This is a genomic window from Pseudalkalibacillus sp. Hm43 (assembly GCF_051842935.1).
In the GTDB taxonomy this organism is placed as follows: domain Bacteria; phylum Bacillota; class Bacilli; order Bacillales; family Fictibacillaceae; genus Pseudalkalibacillus.
The window spans coordinates 1577334-1594573 of the sequence record NZ_JBPXRR010000001.1 but is presented as its reverse complement, the minus strand read 5'-3'; the positions used below and the strand labels follow the sequence as shown (position 1 = coordinate 1594573).

The 17240-nt window shown below is 45.2% G+C and carries 21 protein-coding genes; all 21 read left to right on the top strand.

Annotation, left to right across the window (positions count from 1 at the left end; all coding sequences use genetic code 11):
* Window positions 1–38: 38 nt before the first annotated feature.
* The 21 genes from ACSVDE_RS08530 (at window position 39) to ACSVDE_RS08430 (ending at window position 17218) form a co-directional block, all read left to right on the top strand.
* A complete protein-coding gene (locus ACSVDE_RS08530; protein WP_439300490.1) occupies window positions 39–581 on the top strand; it encodes an NUDIX domain-containing protein in 543 nt (180 codons plus the stop codon).
* A 6-nt stretch (window positions 582–587) separates the two neighbouring features.
* Window positions 588–1748, top strand: a complete 1161-nt coding sequence (locus tag ACSVDE_RS08525; protein WP_439300489.1) for an endonuclease Q family protein — start codon at window positions 588–590, stop codon at window positions 1746–1748.
* 82 nt (window positions 1749–1830) lie between these two features.
* Window positions 1831–2481, top strand: a complete 651-nt coding sequence (gene spoIIM, locus ACSVDE_RS08520; RefSeq protein ID WP_439300488.1) for a stage II sporulation protein M — start codon at window positions 1831–1833, stop codon at window positions 2479–2481.
* 114 nt (window positions 2482–2595) lie between these two features.
* Window positions 2596–3072, top strand: coding sequence for a ferric iron uptake transcriptional regulator (gene fur, locus ACSVDE_RS08515; protein WP_439300487.1), 477 nt, complete (start codon window positions 2596–2598; stop codon window positions 3070–3072).
* A gap of 241 nt (window positions 3073–3313) precedes the next feature.
* Window positions 3314–3544, top strand: coding sequence for a YqzK family protein (locus ACSVDE_RS08510; protein WP_439300486.1), 231 nt, complete (start codon window positions 3314–3316; stop codon window positions 3542–3544).
* 14 nt (window positions 3545–3558) lie between these two features.
* A complete protein-coding gene (xerD, locus tag ACSVDE_RS08505) occupies window positions 3559–4449 on the top strand; it encodes a site-specific tyrosine recombinase XerD (RefSeq protein ID WP_439300485.1) in 891 nt (296 codons plus the stop codon).
* A 233-nt stretch (window positions 4450–4682) separates the two neighbouring features.
* Window positions 4683–5867, top strand: coding sequence for a phosphopentomutase (gene deoB, locus ACSVDE_RS08500; RefSeq protein ID WP_439300484.1), 1185 nt, complete (start codon window positions 4683–4685; stop codon window positions 5865–5867).
* A 10-nt stretch (window positions 5868–5877) separates the two neighbouring features.
* Window positions 5878–6696 (top strand): purine-nucleoside phosphorylase, encoded by an 819-nt coding sequence (locus tag ACSVDE_RS08495; RefSeq protein ID WP_439300483.1) that lies wholly within the window; start codon window positions 5878–5880, stop codon window positions 6694–6696.
* A gap of 16 nt (window positions 6697–6712) precedes the next feature.
* Window positions 6713–7534 carry a purine-nucleoside phosphorylase gene (locus tag ACSVDE_RS08490; RefSeq protein WP_439300482.1) on the top strand — a complete coding sequence of 274 codons (822 nt, stop codon included), beginning with the start codon at window positions 6713–6715 and terminating at the stop codon, window positions 7532–7534.
* Between the two features lie 18 nt (window positions 7535–7552).
* A complete protein-coding gene (locus tag ACSVDE_RS08485; RefSeq protein ID WP_439300481.1) occupies window positions 7553–8854 on the top strand; it encodes a pyrimidine-nucleoside phosphorylase in 1302 nt (433 codons plus the stop codon).
* A 297-nt stretch (window positions 8855–9151) separates the two neighbouring features.
* Window positions 9152–10324, top strand: coding sequence for a D-alanyl-D-alanine carboxypeptidase family protein (locus ACSVDE_RS08480; RefSeq protein WP_439300480.1), 1173 nt, complete (start codon window positions 9152–9154; stop codon window positions 10322–10324).
* Window positions 10325–10425: 101 nt separating this feature from the next.
* Window positions 10426–10776 (top strand): anti-sigma F factor antagonist, encoded by a 351-nt coding sequence (spoIIAA, locus tag ACSVDE_RS08475; protein WP_439300479.1) that lies wholly within the window; start codon window positions 10426–10428, stop codon window positions 10774–10776.
* A complete protein-coding gene (spoIIAB, locus tag ACSVDE_RS08470; protein ID WP_439300478.1) occupies window positions 10776–11216 on the top strand; it encodes an anti-sigma F factor in 441 nt (146 codons plus the stop codon). Before spoIIAA ends, spoIIAB begins: the two co-directional genes overlap by 1 nt.
* 13 nt (window positions 11217–11229) lie before the next feature.
* A complete protein-coding gene (gene sigF, locus ACSVDE_RS08465) occupies window positions 11230–11988 on the top strand; it encodes an RNA polymerase sporulation sigma factor SigF (protein WP_439300477.1) in 759 nt (252 codons plus the stop codon).
* Between the two features lie 255 nt (window positions 11989–12243).
* The gene (locus tag ACSVDE_RS08460; protein ID WP_439300476.1) at window positions 12244–12876 is read left to right on the top strand and encodes a stage V sporulation protein AA; all 633 of its coding nucleotides are present in this window, start codon (window positions 12244–12246) and stop codon (window positions 12874–12876) included.
* A complete protein-coding gene (locus ACSVDE_RS08455) occupies window positions 12857–13279 on the top strand; it encodes a stage V sporulation protein AB (protein ID WP_439300475.1) in 423 nt (140 codons plus the stop codon). The genes ACSVDE_RS08460 and ACSVDE_RS08455 overlap by 20 nt, the downstream gene beginning before the upstream one ends.
* A gap of 51 nt (window positions 13280–13330) precedes the next feature.
* Window positions 13331–13780 carry a stage V sporulation protein AC gene (spoVAC, locus tag ACSVDE_RS08450; protein WP_439301958.1) on the top strand — a complete coding sequence of 150 codons (450 nt, stop codon included), beginning with the start codon at window positions 13331–13333 and terminating at the stop codon, window positions 13778–13780.
* Between the two features lie 21 nt (window positions 13781–13801).
* The gene (spoVAD, locus tag ACSVDE_RS08445; protein ID WP_439300474.1) at window positions 13802–14824 is read left to right on the top strand and encodes a stage V sporulation protein AD; all 1023 of its coding nucleotides are present in this window, start codon (window positions 13802–13804) and stop codon (window positions 14822–14824) included.
* Window positions 14824–15174 (top strand): stage V sporulation protein AE, encoded by a 351-nt coding sequence (gene spoVAE, locus ACSVDE_RS08440; protein ID WP_439300473.1) that lies wholly within the window; start codon window positions 14824–14826, stop codon window positions 15172–15174. Before spoVAD ends, spoVAE begins: the two co-directional genes overlap by 1 nt.
* A gap of 6 nt (window positions 15175–15180) precedes the next feature.
* On the top strand, window positions 15181–15786 hold the full coding sequence (locus ACSVDE_RS08435; RefSeq protein WP_439300472.1) for a stage V sporulation protein AE: 606 nt from the start codon (window positions 15181–15183) through the stop codon (window positions 15784–15786).
* A complete protein-coding gene (locus ACSVDE_RS08430; RefSeq protein ID WP_439300471.1) occupies window positions 15737–17218 on the top strand; it encodes a spore germination protein in 1482 nt (493 codons plus the stop codon). The genes ACSVDE_RS08435 and ACSVDE_RS08430 overlap by 50 nt, the downstream gene beginning before the upstream one ends.
* The last annotated feature ends 22 nt before the right edge of the window (window positions 17219–17240 follow it).

Sequence of the window (17240 nt, the reverse complement as noted above, 5' to 3'; positions counted from 1 at the left end):
GTAAGTTGAACTAGATTTAGTACAAGGAGTTTTGCGATATGAAACCATTAGAAGAGAAGACCCTTGATTCGAAAGTGATCTATAACGGAAAGATCATCGATTTACATTTGGAAAAAGTAGAGTTGCCTGATGGAAGGACTTCAGAAAGGGAAGTGGTGAAGCATCCTGGTGCCGTTGCCATTCTCGCTGTCACGCCAGAGGACAAGATCGTGTTTGTCCGCCAATACCGTAAACCATTGAATCGTGAAATCATTGAGATTCCAGCAGGAAAGCTCGAGCCAGACGAAACTCCTGAAACATGTGCAATCCGTGAACTGGAAGAAGAGACGGGTTACCGGACAGGAAAGCTTGAATTCTTACAATCGTTCTATACGTCTCCAGGATTTGCAGATGAAATCATCCATATCTATTATACTGATCAACTCGAGCCTGGTGAGGAACAGCTCGATCAGGATGAGTTTGTTGAATTGATGGAAGTGACTTTGGATGAAGCGATCCAGATGGTGAAAGACCAGAAGATCTATGATGCGAAAACCGCATTTGCGGTGCAATATCTTCAATTGAAACGAGCGATGGAGTAAGAGAATATGATTCAACCGTTTGCAGATCTTCATATTCATTTAGGAAGTACTTGGGAAGGACAACCGGTCAAAATCTCAGCTTCCAAGAACTTGACGATTCCAACAATCATGGACACTGCTGTGCACAAGAAAGGGATCCAAATGATCGGAATCATCGACTGCCACGTCCCAGCGGTGATCGAGCAATTACAGTATATGTTGGATGATGGTGAGCTTCTCGAACATGAAGAAGGTGGCCTGATCTATGATAGTGGCTGTTTGATCCTAGGTTCCGAGATCGAAATCTATGATGAAAATTGCAAGGGACCAATTCATGTACTCGTATATTTACCTTATTTAGACAGCATGAAACATTTCAGTGAATGGTTGAGCCAACGGATGACCAATCCGACTCTATCATCACAGCGTTATTATGGTTCGGCGATCGAACTGCAAGAGAAAACGCACGAGCTAGGAGGTCTGTTCGTGATCGCCCATGCTTTCACCCCGTTTAAAAGTCTGTACGGCAAAGGGGTTGAGCGGAATCTTTCAGAAGTGTTCGATCCTGCTAAAATCAATGCCATCGAGCTTGGGTTGAGCGCGGACACAGAAATGGCGGACCAACTCAGTGAGCTCCATTCCTATCCGTATCTATCAAATTCAGATGCGCATTCACTAGAGAAGATCGGAAGGGAGTACCAACAGATTCAGGTGGATCAGCTTTCTTTTCAAGAGTTGGAATGGGCTTTGAAAGGGCAAGAAGGCAGGAAGCTTCTTTCCAACTTCGGTCTTCATCCAAAGCTAGGCAAATACTATCAAACGAGATGTTCAAAATGCGGTGCTGCTATAGAGGAGCTCTCTATGAAACGATGTCCTCACTGTGAAAAAGGTAGAGTGGTCAAAGGTGTATCCAATCGGGTGGCAGAGCTGGCGGATACATCTTTTCAACTCGATCGGCCCCCTTTTGTCCATCATGTTCCACTGGATTTCATCCCAGGTTTAGGACCAAACACTTTACGGAAACTGAGAGAAAAGTTCGGCACCGACATGGAAATCATCCATTTTAAGGATAGAGAAGCGTTGGAATCGATTCTTCCAACCCGTTTAGTAGAGAAGATCATCCAGTCAAGAACGGGTTCTGTAGCTGTGGAAGCAGGAGGAGCAGGTAAATACGGCAAGTTGAGATGATAGATTAGCTCCAAACGGATTGTCATACTCTATGAATTCCCTCATAAGATGGAAGTAAGAGAAGAAGAGGGAGGGCAATACGATGGAGCACCGGGTAACCTTGAATATGAAGCGGTCATTCTCGCAACACATGCAAGAACATTCTTCCTTATATATGTTCACAGTCGTTTTACTCATGATGGGAATCGTTTTCGGAGCCGTCATTGTAAATAGCTTAAGTTTGATGCAGAAGGAGGATCTGTTCCATTATTTGAATCGTTTTTTCGGACAAGTCTCTGAAGGAGAGGTCGCTAGTGCATCGGCCATGTTCACCCAGAGCTTTTTACACTATTTAAAATATATGGGATTGATCTGGATTCTTGGACTTTCCATCATCGGACTGCCCGTCATCCTCGTTTTGCTGTTTTTGAAAGGAATGGTGGTTGGGTTTACGGTCGGGTTTCTCGTCAATCAAATGGGGTGGCAGGGCTTCTTGTTATCGTTCGTTTCCGTACTGCCACAAAACCTAATCCTAATCCCAGCATTCGTGCTCGTCACCACTGCTGCAGTTGCAATTTCCTTGACATTGATCAAGGCTCAATTCTCAAATAGGATGAAAACGCCGCTTATGCCTTTGCTCGTCCGTTATACCATGACAGTCGTTCTCATTATGGTTCTTGTCGCATGCGCATCTTTTGTCGAAGCCTTCCTGTCGCCAACTTTGATCAAAACAACGATCGGCATTTTCAATTAATAATTGCTATCAGATGATAATAACTTTAAAACCCAAATTAAAATTATTATAATTTGACACTATTTTCACCCACGCTTATAATGAGACTATACATAGAGTGTGGGAGGGTTCGTCTTGGAAAACCGTATTGAAAGCATTAAAAAACAACTCCATTCACAAAGCTACAAATTAACCCCCCAGCGTGAAGCAACGGTCCGGGTCCTGCTAGAACGTGAAGAGGACCACTTGAGTGCAGAAGATGTCTACCTTCTCGTTAAGGAGAAAGCGCCGGAAATCGGTTTAGCAACCGTCTACCGGACACTGGAACTGCTGACTGAATTGAAAATCGTCGATAAGATCAATTTCGGCGATGGGGTTTCCAGATACGATCTACGAAAAGAAGGCGCGGATCACTTCCATCATCATTTGGTATGTATCGAATGTGGCGCAGTGGATGAAATCCAAGAGGATTTGCTTGGAGATGTAGAGCAGATCGTTGAAAGAGATTGGAATTTTAAAGTAAAGGATCACCGATTGACATTCCATGGAATCTGTCACCGGTGCCATGACAAAGTTGAAGCTGAAAAAGAAGAAGAAGTAACGACGAAATAATTGAAAATGAATCATAATGAAACGATGGGTTGACCCGAAATGAAAGAGTTCCAAAGGGTCAGCTTTTTCTTTTGTTCTTTTCCTAAGGATTGTTGCTATTGAGGAAGTGACTGTAAAGAATCAACAACTATCAGATCCCATAAATTTTGCTAATCTTTCTTAACGATATCCCGGTTTACAAGTATATTCTTTCGAAAGACAGGCATATCCTGTAGAAAGGACAAACTGGGAGGCTTTCGTTATGTTGTCTATGATTCGGTTGATGTGGAACACGATGAAAGTGTTCTTCACATTCATTTGTTTTACACTGCTGTTTTATTACGGACTTTTATGGTTAAATGAAGAGTATCAGAACTTTCACCGTTATGACGAGCCTGAAGGGCGTGCTGTGAAAGTATTCGAAGCCTATTATGAGAAAGAAGAAATGAACTGGGTCGACCGTTTGAAGTTGTTTTATGATATTGGGGAATAAGGAGCGGTTGCTTCATGCTAGACGAAGTGAAGGATTATTTGCATTACCTCACAGTTGAAAGAGGTCTCGCAGCCAATACGCTGCAATCATACGAACGTGATCTGAAGAAATACACCACACACTTACAAAAAGAATTGAACCATACGAATTATAATACGATTACTCGTAACGACATCATGAATTTTTTATATCATTTGAAGGATTCTGGAATGGCGACAACGACGATTGCAAGAACAATTGCATCCATTCGTTCTTTCCATCAATTCCTGATCCGTGAAAAGGTCACCGATCAAGATCCTTCTGTACATATTGAAACACCTAAAACGGAAAGACGCCTACCGAAGATTCTTTCATCAGCAGAAGTGGAAAACTTGATGGAAGCGCCAGAAGGGAACACTCCTTTCGGATTAAGAGACCGTGCCATGATTGAGTTGTTGTATGCAACAGGTATCCGGGTATCGGAAATGATTCAGCTGAACGTGTCGGATGCGCATTTGACGATGGGATTCATCCAATGCACAGGAAAAGGGAACAAAGAGCGGATCATCCCGGTGGGGCGTATGGCTAGTCAAGCATTAACCACTTATATAACAGAAGCACGGGGCAAGCTATTGAAGAAGAAATCGAATGATGCTTTATTCTTGAATCATCACGGAAATCGTTTGACCCGACAAGGTTTCTGGAAGATTTTAAAGAAGCTTGCTCGTCAAGCGAATATCGAAAAAGAGCTGACACCACATACATTACGGCATTCATTCGCGACGCATTTGCTCGAAAATGGTGCGGATCTTCGTGCGGTCCAGGAATTGCTTGGGCATGTGGACATATCGACGACACAGATCTATACACATGTGACGAAAACCCGGCTGAAAGATGTCTATTCCACGTATCATCCAAGAGCCTGAACAAACAATATTTTACATTGATAGAATAGGAATGTAAGCCCTTATATAAAATTACGTGCGAATTGAAAGAAAAGATGATACACTCAAAAAAGTGCCTTCGTTTAGAACAATGAATGAAGGGCACTTTTAAATAAGATAAGAGGTCAGACTTCTGACCTTTACAAACTGTTGTTTGATAGACCGTTTCGCTGGAAATGGTATTAAATAGTGTGAAAATAGGGAGGAGACTTACTATGACGGATCCTAAATTCAAACGAGTATTCCTGATAGTCATGGACTCTGTTGGAATTGGAGAAGCACCAGATGCAGAACATTTCAATGATGTCGGTGCGGACACGCTTGGTCATATCGCAGAAAAAATGAATGGCTTGAACATGCCGAACATGGGACGCCTTGGATTGAGCAACATCCGAGAAATTCAAGGAATCGAGAAAGCAGATCAACCGATGGCTCATTTCGGTAAGATGGAAGAGGCGTCTAATGGAAAAGATACGATGACAGGCCACTGGGAAATCATGGGCCTTCATATTGAAAAGCCTTTTAAAACATTCCCTGATGGTTTTCCGGATGAACTGATTCAAGAGCTCGAAGAAAAGAGTGGCCGAAAGATCATCGGAAACAAACCTGCTTCCGGTACTGCTATTATTGAAGAACTTGGCGAAGAGCATATGAAAACAGGTGCTTTGATCGTATATACATCAGCGGATTCTGTACTTCAGATTGCTGCACATGAGGACATCGTTCCAATTGAGGAGCAATATGAAATTTGTAAAATGGCTCGAGAATTGACTTTGGATGAAAAGTATATGGTCGGTCGTATCATCGCACGTCCATTCATCGGAAAACCAGGTGAGTTCGAGCGTACATCCAACCGTCATGACTATGCATTGAAACCGTTCGGTCGTACCGTCATGAATGAGTTGAAAGATGAGAATTACGATGTGATCGCAATCGGTAAGATTTCCGATATTTATGATGGAGAAGGGGTAACAGATGCGATCCGTACGAAATCCAATATGGATGGAATGGATCAGATCGTCAAAACAGCTGAACGTGATTTCACTGGCATCAGCTTCTTAAACCTTGTCGATTTTGATGCGAAGTTCGGACACCGTCGTGACCCGATCGGTTATGGAGAAGCATTGGAAGAGTACGATGAGCGACTCCCTGAACTGTTGGATAAAATGAAAGAAGACGATTTGTTGTTGATTACGGCAGACCACGGAAATGACCCGATCCATCATGGCACGGATCATACGAGAGAGTATGTCCCACTACTTGCTTACCATAAAGGTATTGAGGTTGGTCAACAGCTACCGACAAGCAAGACATTTGCCGATATTGGTGCAACGATCGCGGATAACTTCAACATCAAATTACCTGAGCACGGAAAAAGCATTCTAGAAAAATTGTCGTAGGAGGAGAACCATGACACAAATTGAATCCATACAACAAGCTGCACAATACATTACTGGTAAAATCGATGCTAAGCCGACAATCGGTCTGATTCTTGGATCAGGCCTTGGCGTGTTGGCGGACAAAATCGAAAATCCAGTTTCTTTCCCTTATTCTGATATTCCGAATTTCCCTGTTTCCACAGTAGAAGGGCATGCTGGCGAACTCGTCGTTGGTACGATTTCTGGTAAAACAGTCGTCGCGATGAAAGGACGCTTCCACTATTACGAAGGTTACTCCATGCAAAAAGTCACGTTCCCTGTTCGTGTCATGAAAGAAATCGGAGTGGAGCAGCTGCTTGTAACGAACGCTGCTGGAGGAATCAATGAAAACTTTGATGCTGGTGACTTGATGCTGATCACGGACCACATCAACAACACAGGAGACAACCCGCTTATTGGACCGAATGACAATAAACTAGGTGTCCGTTTCCCTGATATGTCTGATGCCTATTCTGAGCGCTTGCAAGGCATTGCGAAGCAAATTGCCAAGGATCTTGGGGTGAAAATGCAAGAGGGTGTCTACATCGCGAACTCTGGTCCTTCTTATGAAACACCAGCAGAAGTCAGAATGCTTCGTATCATGGGTGGAGACGCAGTCGGAATGTCTACTGTACCTGAAGTCATCATCGCTCGTCATAGCGGAATGGAAGTCCTCGGTATTTCTTGTATTTCCAACATGGCTGCAGGAATCCTTGATCAACCATTAACGCACGATGAAGTCATCGAAACGACGGAAAAAGTAAAATCCAACTTCATGGATCTTGTCCAACAAGTTGTCAAAAGCATGTAAGTAGAGGGGGATATACATGTCAAACCTAATGGAACAAGTGAAAGAGTCAGTAGGTAAAATCAAAACCTTCACAGAGCAGCAACCGACGATCGGTTTGATTTTAGGATCTGGTCTAGGTGATTTTGCAGACGAAATCGAAAATGCCACTTCCATCGACTATGCGGATATCCCACATTTCCCAGTATCAACAGTAGAAGGTCATGCTGGGAAATTGGTCGTCGGTGAAATGAGTGGCAAGACGGTCGTTGCGATGCAAGGCCGCTTCCATTTTTACGAAGGGTACTCCATGCAGGAGGTTACGTTCCCGGTCCGTGTCATGAAAGGATTAGGTGTGGAGCAGATCATCGTCACAAATGCATGTGGCGGAATGAACCCTGATTTTAAAGCAGGAGATTTGATGATCATTGAGGACCACTTGAATTTGACGGGGGCGAACCCGTTGATCGGACCGAACGACAAGGAGCTTGGACCGCGTTTCCCTGATATGAGTACAGCGTACACACCTGAACTCATCGAGTTGGTTGAAAATGTAGGGAAAGAACACGGTATCAACCTTCAAAAAGGGGTATATGCTTCTATAAGTGGACCAACGTATATGACGCGTGCTGAGTTGAAGATGCTCCGCACACTTGGGGCAGATACAGTCGGAATGTCCACGGTTCCAGAAGTGATTGTCGCTCGTCATATGGACATGAAAACAATTGGAATTTCATGTATCACGGATATGGCGATCGCTGAAGAACTCGAACCGTTGACGCACGAACAAGTCGTCGAGGTTGCGAACCGCACGAAACCGACGTTCAAGCAATTATTACGTTCAATTATTGAAAAAGTTTAAAACAAGGAATGATTTCGCATGAGAATGGTAGATTTAATCGAGAAAAAACGTAATGGTCAAGAGCTCTCGAAAGAAGAGATTGACTTTATCATTGAAGGATATACAGAAGGTGACATCCCGGACTATCAAATGTCTGCACTAGCTATGGCGATCTATTTTACGGATATGACGGAAGAAGAACGCGCAAACTTCACAATGGCGATGGTCGAGTCTGGCGATCAAATCGACCTATCTGCGATTGAAGGCATCAAAGTCGATAAGCACTCCACAGGTGGTGTCGGTGACACGACGACGCTTGTACTTGCACCATTGGTTGCAGCGCTCGACGTTCCAGTTGCGAAAATGTCAGGGCGTGGACTTGGTCACACAGGTGGAACGATCGACAAGTTGGAAGCTGTCCCTGGTTTCCACGTTGAGCTAGAGAAAGACGAATTCGTCGACCTCGTCAACAAGAACAAGATCGCTGTCATCGGACAGAGCGGTAACTTGACTCCTGCAGACAAGAAATTGTACGGTCTGCGTGACGTTACAGGTACAGTCAATTCGATCCCATTGATCGCAAGCTCAATTATGAGTAAAAAAATCGCAGCAGGTGCTGATGCAATCGTGCTTGACGTCAAAACAGGCGCAGGCGCATTCATGACGGAAGTTGAGCAAGCGGAAGAACTTGCAAACGCGATGGTCAAGATCGGAAACAATGTCGGTCGTAACACGATGGCAGTCATTTCTGACATGAGCCAGCCGCTCGGGTTCGCAATCGGTAATGCGTTAGAGGTAAAAGAAGCAGCGGATACGTTGCGCGGTAAAGGACCGAAAGACCTTGAAGAGCTTTGTCTCACGCTAGGTTCATTCATGGTGGTCCTTGCAGGAAAAGCGGAAACGAAAGAAGAAGCACGCGAGATGTTGATTGAAGTTATGGAAAATGGCAAAGCGATCGAAGTGTTCAAAACATTCTTGGCGGCACAAGGCGGAGATGCTTCTGTCATCGACGATCCGAGCAAAATGCCACAAGCTCAATACCAAGTTGCGTTTGAAGCAGACCAAGACGGATACGTTTCTGAAATCGTTGCGAACGAAGTCGGAACGGCCGCAATGTGGTTAGGTGCTGGTCGTGCGACGAAGGAATCTGAAATCGACCTCGCTGTAGGAATCGTCCTTCACAAGAAGGTTGGAGAAGAAGTGAAGAAAGGCGAAGCACTCGCTACCATTCACAGCAACCAGGAGAACGTAGACGATGTATTGAAGAAGCTGCGTGAATCCTACACGATCTCAGCTGAAAAAGTGGATGCACCACCACTTGTCTATAAAGAAATTATGTAAACTTTAGTTGGGAACTGCCCTTGAGCGAATGCTCGGGGGCAGTTTTTTTATGGCGTGTGGCGTGGTACAAAAGGCCTGATTTCTAAAACAGGTCGCTGTTTTTCTAAAACCGACGTGCAAAATTCTAAGACCCCATGTGATTTTTCTAAAATGAGCGCGCAAATTTCTAAAACCCACCCTCATTTTTCCAAGACCACCTCTCAACTCCCCCACAAAAACCAACCGAAACCCACTCGTTAAGTATAAACTCTCCAAAATTGGAAAATATAAGAATAATAAGAATGGAGGGATTATGCCATGAAACGTATTTTTTCTAGTATTCTGGCGGTTATGATCGCTTTTTCAGTCGTATCACCGACCGCTTTTGCAAACGAAGACCATGTTACTGTGAATTCTCTTGCGAATAATGCATCTTCTGCCATCCTGATTGAAAGGGATACGGGCAGTGTTCTATTTGATAAAAATGCTGATGAGAAGCTTCCTCCAGCAAGCATGACCAAAGTCATGACGATGATTCTCGTGATGGAAGCCCTTCATAAAGGCAAAATCAACATGAAAGACAAAGTGCGTACAAGTGAATACGCTGCTTCCATGGGAGGTTCTCAAATTTTCCTGGAGGCTGGTGAAGAAATGACGGTTGAGGAGATGCTCAAAGGGATTGCGTTAGCTTCAGGAAACGACGCATCCGTTGCCCTTGGGGAGCATATCGCCGGAACGAACGATGCGTTCGTGAAACTGATGAACGAAAAGGCGAAGGAACTCGGCCTGAAAAATACAAACTTCGAAAATGCGACAGGTCTACCAGGCAAAGAGCACTACAGTACTGCCAGGGACATGGCGCTTATGGCGAAGGAACTGTTGAAGTACGAGCAGATTACGAAGTATACCGGTAAATACGAAGATTACTTACGTGAAAACACCGAGAAAAAGTTCTGGCTCGTGAACACGAACAAGCTTGTCAAATTCTACCCTGGAGTCGATGGGCTCAAAACAGGTTACACGTCTGAAGCAAAATATTGTCTGACAGCTACTGCTAAGAAAAACGGCATGCGTGTCATCGCGGTCGTCATGGGTGCTCCGACAACGAAAGAGCGGAATGCGCAAGTGACGCAAATGCTGGACTATGCATTTGCCAATTACGAAACGCAAAAGCTTTACGATCGTCATCAGATGATTGAGAAAGTAGAAGTGCAAAAAGGTGCTTCGAAAACCGTCCAAATGCAGACTTCAGAGCCGATCTCCATTTTGATGAAAAAGGGAGAGAAGAAACTGAAGTTGAAGACGGAAATCAAAATCAAGAAGAGTCTTAACATGCCGATTGAGAAAGGCGATCGTCTCGGAACACTCGTTGTGAAAAACAACGGCAAAACCGTGACGGAATCAGCACTCGTCGCATCTGAAAACGTTCCATCAGCCAACTGGTGGGGACTATTCAAGCGAACCGTCGGCAAGTTCTCACAAACACCATAGAGTATTTTTTTATCGATTCGACACTAGTTTTGTCATCGTGAAAGGATTCAACTATTGCGGTATAGAATTGACTCACTACCCAGAAGAAGGAGGAGAGGTAAGTGAGTCTCAGCGTAAAACTTGAAGTGAAAGACCGTGTACTTTGTATCCGATTATCCGGTGATTTAGACCACCATACAGCGGCACAGTTAAGAGAAGAAGTCGATCAGACCATCCAAGAAAATCAGATTCATGACATCGTTTTGAATTTGGAAGCCTTGTCTTTTATGGATAGCTCGGGATTAGGTGTAATCCTCGGCCGTTATAAATTGATTAAAAGCCAAGGTGGAGAAATGGTTGTATGTTCGATCTCCCCTTCTGTAAAAAGACTGTTCGAAATGTCAGGCTTGTTCAAGATCATTCGTCTTGAGGACAGTGAACAAAAAGCACTGAACACGCTGGGGGTGGCATAATGAAAAATGTAATGAAAATGGAGTTCTCTGCGAAAAGTGAAAACGAGTCCTTTGCACGCGTAACCGTTGCTGCGTTCATCGCGCAGCTCGATCCGACAGTCGATGAATTGACGGAAATCAAGACCGTCGTTTCAGAAGCAGTCACGAATGCGATCATTCACGGCTATGAAAACAAAGAAGATGGCATGGTGCACATCGAATGTCGTTTGGAAGATGGTTGTGTGGAAGTCGTCATCCGTGATGAGGGTATGGGCATCGACAACCTGGACGAAGCTCGGCAGCCTTTATTCACGACGAAGCCTGAATTGGAACGTTCTGGAATGGGCTTCACGATCATGGAGAACTTCATGGATCAAATTGAGATTGAAACAGAAAAATCCTTCGGCACCACGATCCGCTTGAAAAAGTACTTATCAAATCATAAAGCGCTTTGTAATTAAGGGAGCTAAGCCTATGGATTTGGACGTCAAACAAGATAAAAAGACCACGTACCTGAATGACAAGGAAATGAAAGAATTGATTCAACGTAGTCAAGATGGTGATCAGACGGCACGCGATACGATTGTCGAGAAGAACATGCGACTTGTCTGGTCCGTTGTACAACGTTTTTTGAACAGAGGGTACGAACCGGATGACCTTTTCCAAATCGGAAGTATTGGTCTGCTCAAATCTGTCGATAAATTCGATCTTAGTTATGACGTAAAATTCTCAACCTATGCGGTACCGATGATCATTGGAGAGATCCAACGGTTCATAAGGGATGATGGCACGGTAAAAGTAAGCCGTTCCTTGAAGGAGCTCGGCAATAAAGTCCGGAAAATGAAAGACGAATTATCCAAAGATCTCGGAAGGAACCCGACGATCAATGAGATCGCCACGAAACTCGAAATCAGTCCAGAAGACGTCGTGATGGCGCAAGAAGCTGTAAGGGCACCTTCCTCCATTCATGAGACGGTTTATGAAAATGATGGCGATCCGATCACCTTGCTCGATCAGATTTCGGATCAAGAAGAAACGAAGTGGTTCGATCAGATTGCGTTGAGGGAAGCCATACAGACGCTCAATGAACGTGAGCGGCTGATCGTCTACCTCAGGTATTTCAAGGATCAAACCCAGTCGGAAGTCGCGACAAGGCTTGGCATCTCACAAGTCCAAGTTTCGCGGCTCGAAAAGAAAATACTTCAGGAAATGAAAACCCAGATGGACGAATGACTCGTCGCATCTGGGTTTTTTACGTTAAATGATACCTAACCTCGGTCAAACTGAGCTATCATTTTTCATTTTTTATGGGAAATGCCGAAATCTGATTTATATTCCACAAAGATCCTACATCCATGTATCCTTTCCACTCCATTTCACCCCATTTTTTGCAAATAGGTAATTGTTGGAGAACCTGAGTGGACAGAATGATACAGGTTTGGAAGAAACATACTACACATAAACGAATTGGCATAAGGGGGACTTACTATGGATGCTGAAGCGGTGTATCTACGTATGCGACATAAGCTGCATGTTTCTCCAAATCAAACCGTACGTATCAAGGACCTTGCCCAACTCGTAGGACCTGACTCGGTCATTGAAAAGATCGGTCAGATCATCGTGCACAAAATCACGATCCATGACAAGAACATCGTCATCATCGACCTTATGAAAGTTCTGAAAGCGATACGAGATGAGTATCAAGGCATCGACATCCAAACGATCGGAACCGCGCAAACGATCATCGAAGTACAGTATAAAAAACCTAAAATGACAGGTATGTACTTTATCATCGTTTGGCTCCTCCTATTCATAGGTGCGGCTCTTGCCATCATGAACTTCCATGAGGATGTCAGTATGCAGGAAGTACATCAGAAAATCTATTACATCGTGACAGGTCGGGAGAACGATTATCCTTTACTGCTTCAGATTCCTTATTCACTAGGACTGGGGCTTGGGATGGTGTTGTTTTTCAACCATATTTTCAAGAAACGCTTCAATGAGGAGCCTAGTCCACTTGATGTAGAGATGTTCAACTATCAACAGGATCTCGATCAGTACGTCGTCATGAACGAAAATAGTGAGAATGAGAAGAAGACCCATGACAATCAAAATACTTAGCGTCATGTTGATCGGATTAGGTGGAGGATTGGCCGTCGGTGCCGGTTTTGTCGCGGTACTTACCGTGTTCGGTATCCTTCCTAGGCTTATGCAGATTTCCAAAACACATGCACGCATCAGAAGCTATGAATTAAGTGTCATACTTGGAGTCCTTTTTTCCAGTTGGTACGGACTTCGGGACATGACGATCACAAGCAGTCCATGGCTGCTCGTCCCGATCGGGCTTGCAAGCGGGACGTTCATCGGAATGCTGGCAGCTGCATTGACGGAAGTGTTGAATGTCCTGCCCATCCTCATGAAACGGGTCGGGTTCAAAGAGCAAGTGCTCATCCTTCTGATGGCTATTCTTTTTGGAAAAGTGTTCGGCTCGTTATTTCATTGGATATTCTTTGTCCATTTGTAGAAGTGGTGCTCATCCAAAACAAGGAGTGGAATTCAATTGGCTAAGAAAAAGCTGACACCTGAACAACAGGCATACAAAGAGAAAATCAAACCCTTGCAGCCGAAAACCCCTTATGTGCTGAATGCGTTCAAAGCGTTCATGGTCGGAGGTTTCATTTGCTTGATCGGACAAGGGATCTCCAACTTTTACATCATGTTTTTTAATTTTACCGAAAAAACAGCCGGCAATCCGACTGTTGCCACACTGATCTTGATCGCTTCGTTACTCACAGGTTTTGGTGTGTACGATAAAATCGGTCAGTTCGGCGGTGCAGGATCAATCGTGCCGGTTACAGGCTTTGCGAACGCGGTCACGAGTGCCGCACTCGAACACAAAAGCGAAGGGATCGTTCTCGGGGTTGCGACGAACCTGTTCAAATTGGCAGGAGCTGTCATCGTGTTCGGAGCGGTATCCGCCTATGTCATCGGTATGATCCGATATATTATCCAACAATTCCTATAAGTCTCAGGGGGACTGACAATCATGAAGTTAACTGGAAAGCAAACTTGGACTTTTTCGAAACCGTTATACATTACATCCTCAGCTGCTGTCGTCGGTCCAGAAGAAGCGGCAGGTCCTTTAGGGGATCAATATGATCTGTCGTTCGATGAACTCCATTGCGGTCAGGACAATTGGGAGCTCGCAGAACGTCATCTGATGGAACAGGCGATCAACATCTGTCTGGAAAAAGGAAGTAAACAAGCGTCCGATATCGATTTATTTTTGTCAGGTGATCTGATCAACCAGACGGTCATCGCGAACTATACGGCACGTCAAAATCAGATACCGTTCCTCGGTATGTTCGGGGCTTGTTCCACATCAATGGAAACGTTGGCTGTGGCATCTGCATTGATCGATGGCGAGTTTGCCAACAATGTGTTGACGGCGGTCAGTAGTCATAACGCGACAGCTGAACGGCAATTCCGGTACCCGACAGAATACGGTGGTCAGAAGCCGGACTCCGCGACCTACACGGTAACAGGAGCGGGGGCATCGATCGTCAGCACGACGCCATCCCCAATCAAAATCACCAGTGCCACAATCGGGCGGGTGATGGACTTAGGGATTAGTGATCCATTCGACATGGGTTCAGCGATGGCACCGGCGGCTGCAGATACGATCGCGACTCACTTGAAAGATACGGGACGTTCACCGGATTACTATGACATGATCGCAACAGGCGACCTTTCCGCTGTCGGGACACCGATTTTACTTGAACTGTTAAAGGAACAAAATTATGACCTCACTGCGAACCATCAAGACTGCGGACTGCTCGTCTATCGACCTGATCAGCCTGTCTTCGCAGGTGGTAGTGGGTGTGCCTGTTCAGCAGTTGTGACTTACGGTCACCTGTTGAAAGAGATGAAGGCCGGTAATCTGAAGCGGATTTTCGTCGTTGCGACAGGTGCGCTCATGAACCCGATCATGATTCAACAGAAGGAATCTATTCCGACTATTGCTCACGGTGTCGTATTAGAGGCTGTTTCAGGAGGTGGGAATCAATAATGGAATATCTTATCGCATTTGTCGTTGGTGGTCTGATCTGCTTGATCGGTCAATTGCTGCTCGATTTATTCAACATCACACCTGCCCATCTCACCTCTGGATTTGTCGTAGCTGGAGCCTGTCTCGATGGATTCGGATTATACGACAAGTTGATTGCATTCGCTGGAGCAGGGGCAACCGTTCCAATCACGAGTTTTGGACATTCGCTGCTTCATGGGGCGATGGCCGAATCGGAAGAACATGGATTCATCGGAATTGCAATGGGGATTTTCCAGCTCACCTCAGCTGGAATCTCCTCCGCGATCTTGTTCGGATTCATTGTCGCTGTGCTTTTCAAACCAAAAGGATGATCTGACATGAAAAAAAGAGTCATCATGATTACGGATGGAGACTTGTACGCTCTGAAGGCAGTCGAGCATGTGGCAAAGGAAATCGGAGGTCGCTGCATCTCCCAATCCTGGGGGAATCCTTCCAAGATGTCCGGCGAAGAACTCGTCTCCATGATTTTATCAACTCCATATGATCCCGTACTTGTCATGTTCGACGATTGCGGATACCGAGGCGAAGGTCCAGGAGAACGGGCGATGCGTGAGGTATGCAACCACCCGGACGTGGAAGTGCTTGGAGCGATTGCGGTGGCGTCCAAAACCCATCTAGCGGAATGGACCAAGGTGGACGTCAGCATCGATCGCTTTGGAGAACTTTCCGCTTATGGCGTTGATAAGAGCGGTCTTCCGGATATGGAATTCGGTCGATTGGACGGGGACACCGTTTATATCCTTGATGAACTCGATATACCCTTCATAGTCGGAGTCGGTGATATTGGAAAAATGGCGGGCATCGACCACGCTGAACGGGGCTCACCGATTACGCGACAAGCCATTGAACTCATCTTAGAAAGGAGTGGACAACATGAATCCGAAAAAGGAAAAGGAAACACCGATCAAAAAGAAAATCGCTGAAAATGAAGAGTTCTTGAAAGAAAAAATCGGCATAGGAAAGAGCTTCGACGTCGGTGTCCGGAAGATGAACATCCTGAACAAGGAAGTCCAGATCTACTATTGTACAGGTCTCTGTGACAGTGAATACATCATCATGCTGTTAAAAGAACTCCTTGTCATGAACGATGATTTCCGAACGAGCTCTAAAACGAAGGATATGATCAAAAACCACCTCGCCCATCAGCAGGTGTCGACTGCGAAAAACCTCGATGAAGTCATCGACCGGGTGCTTTCAGGGCTGATCGCGGTGCTCATTGACGGTCATGATGAAGGATTCATCGTCGATGTCCGTAGTTATCCCGGACGAACCCCACAGGAACCGGATGTTGAAAAGGTCGTCCGTGGTGCACGTGATGGGTATACAGAGAACATTGTTGAGAATACAGCCCTGACTCGTAGACGATTGAGGGATGAGCGTCTACGCAATGAAATCGTCCAGATCGGTGACCGATCGAAAACGGACGTATGTTTATCTTATTTGGAAGACGTAGCCGATCCTGGACTGATTGAAACGATCAAAAAAGAACTCGACAATATCCGGATCGACGGAATTCCGATGGCAGACAAAACGGTAGAAGAATTCATCGTCAATCAAGGCTGGAATCCATACCCACTCGTACGATACACCGAACGTCCTGATGTTGCGGCGACCCATTTGCTTGAAGGGCATGTGCTCATTTTCGTCGACACTTCTCCAAGTGTCATCATTACACCGACGACGTTTTTCCACCATGTGCAGCACGCAGAGGAATACCGACAAACACCGATGATCGGGGCTTTCTTGAGATGGATCCGTTTTGGAGGAATGCTGACCTCAGTGTTTCTGCTACCACTCTGGCTGTTGTTCGTCTTGAATGAAAACTTACTACCCGCGGGTCTCGATTTTATCGGTCCGACGAAGGAATCGAATATCCCAATTTATCTGCAGATCTTGTTCGCCGAACTCGGAATTGACGTGTTGAGGATGGCCGCTATCCATACGCCATCGGCCTTGTCGACCGCAATGGGCTTGATCGCGGCTGTGTTGATTGGCCAAATTGCGATCGATGTCGGATTGTTCGTATCTGAAGTCATCCTTTATGTTTCTTTAGCGGCTATCGGATCGTTCTCGACACCGAGTTATGAGCTGAGTGTCGCCAATAAGATCGTCCGGTTGATTCTGATTACGCTCGTACTCATATTCGGAGTACCAGGGTTCATGGTCGGTACGACATTAGTGATCATTTTACTGTGCAGCATCAAGAACTTGAACACACCTTATTTGTGGCCGTTCATACCATTCAATCCACAAGCATTGATGCAAGTACTTATCCGTGTGGCTGTACCGTTATCGAAAGTCCGTCCAAGTATCGTCCGTCCGCAAAATCAGAAAAAACAAGAAAATACAGGTTGATTCTGTCAGGGGCTTATGCTAA

Excerpts from the sequence above, each read along its gene's own strand:
- ACSVDE_RS08530 (WP_439300490.1), top strand. The coding sequence starts at position 39 with ATGAAACCATTAGAAGAGAAGACCCTTGATTCGAAAGTGATCTATAAC.
- ACSVDE_RS08525 (WP_439300489.1), top strand. The coding sequence starts at position 588 with ATGATTCAACCGTTTGCAGATCTTCATATTCATTTAGGAAGTACTTGG.
- spoIIM (WP_439300488.1), top strand. The coding sequence starts at position 1,831 with ATGGAGCACCGGGTAACCTTGAATATGAAGCGGTCATTCTCGCAACAC.
- ACSVDE_RS08510 (WP_439300486.1), top strand. The coding sequence starts at position 3,314 with ATGTTGTCTATGATTCGGTTGATGTGGAACACGATGAAAGTGTTCTTC.
- xerD (WP_439300485.1), top strand. The coding sequence starts at position 3,559 with ATGCTAGACGAAGTGAAGGATTATTTGCATTACCTCACAGTTGAAAGA.
- deoB (WP_439300484.1), top strand. The coding sequence starts at position 4,683 with ATGACGGATCCTAAATTCAAACGAGTATTCCTGATAGTCATGGACTCT.
- ACSVDE_RS08495 (WP_439300483.1), top strand. The coding sequence starts at position 5,878 with ATGACACAAATTGAATCCATACAACAAGCTGCACAATACATTACTGGT.
- ACSVDE_RS08490 (WP_439300482.1), top strand. The coding sequence starts at position 6,713 with ATGTCAAACCTAATGGAACAAGTGAAAGAGTCAGTAGGTAAAATCAAA.
- ACSVDE_RS08485 (WP_439300481.1), top strand. The coding sequence starts at position 7,553 with ATGAGAATGGTAGATTTAATCGAGAAAAAACGTAATGGTCAAGAGCTC.
- ACSVDE_RS08480 (WP_439300480.1), top strand. The coding sequence starts at position 9,152 with ATGAAACGTATTTTTTCTAGTATTCTGGCGGTTATGATCGCTTTTTCA.
- spoIIAB (WP_439300478.1), top strand. The coding sequence starts at position 10,776 with ATGAAAAATGTAATGAAAATGGAGTTCTCTGCGAAAAGTGAAAACGAG.
- sigF (WP_439300477.1), top strand. The coding sequence starts at position 11,230 with ATGGATTTGGACGTCAAACAAGATAAAAAGACCACGTACCTGAATGAC.
- ACSVDE_RS08460 (WP_439300476.1), top strand. The coding sequence starts at position 12,244 with ATGGATGCTGAAGCGGTGTATCTACGTATGCGACATAAGCTGCATGTT.
- ACSVDE_RS08455 (WP_439300475.1), top strand. The coding sequence starts at position 12,857 with ATGACAATCAAAATACTTAGCGTCATGTTGATCGGATTAGGTGGAGGA.
- spoVAD (WP_439300474.1), top strand. The coding sequence starts at position 13,802 with ATGAAGTTAACTGGAAAGCAAACTTGGACTTTTTCGAAACCGTTATAC.
- spoVAE (WP_439300473.1), top strand. The coding sequence starts at position 14,824 with ATGGAATATCTTATCGCATTTGTCGTTGGTGGTCTGATCTGCTTGATC.
- ACSVDE_RS08435 (WP_439300472.1), top strand. The coding sequence starts at position 15,181 with ATGAAAAAAAGAGTCATCATGATTACGGATGGAGACTTGTACGCTCTG.
- ACSVDE_RS08430 (WP_439300471.1), top strand. The coding sequence starts at position 15,737 with ATGAATCCGAAAAAGGAAAAGGAAACACCGATCAAAAAGAAAATCGCT.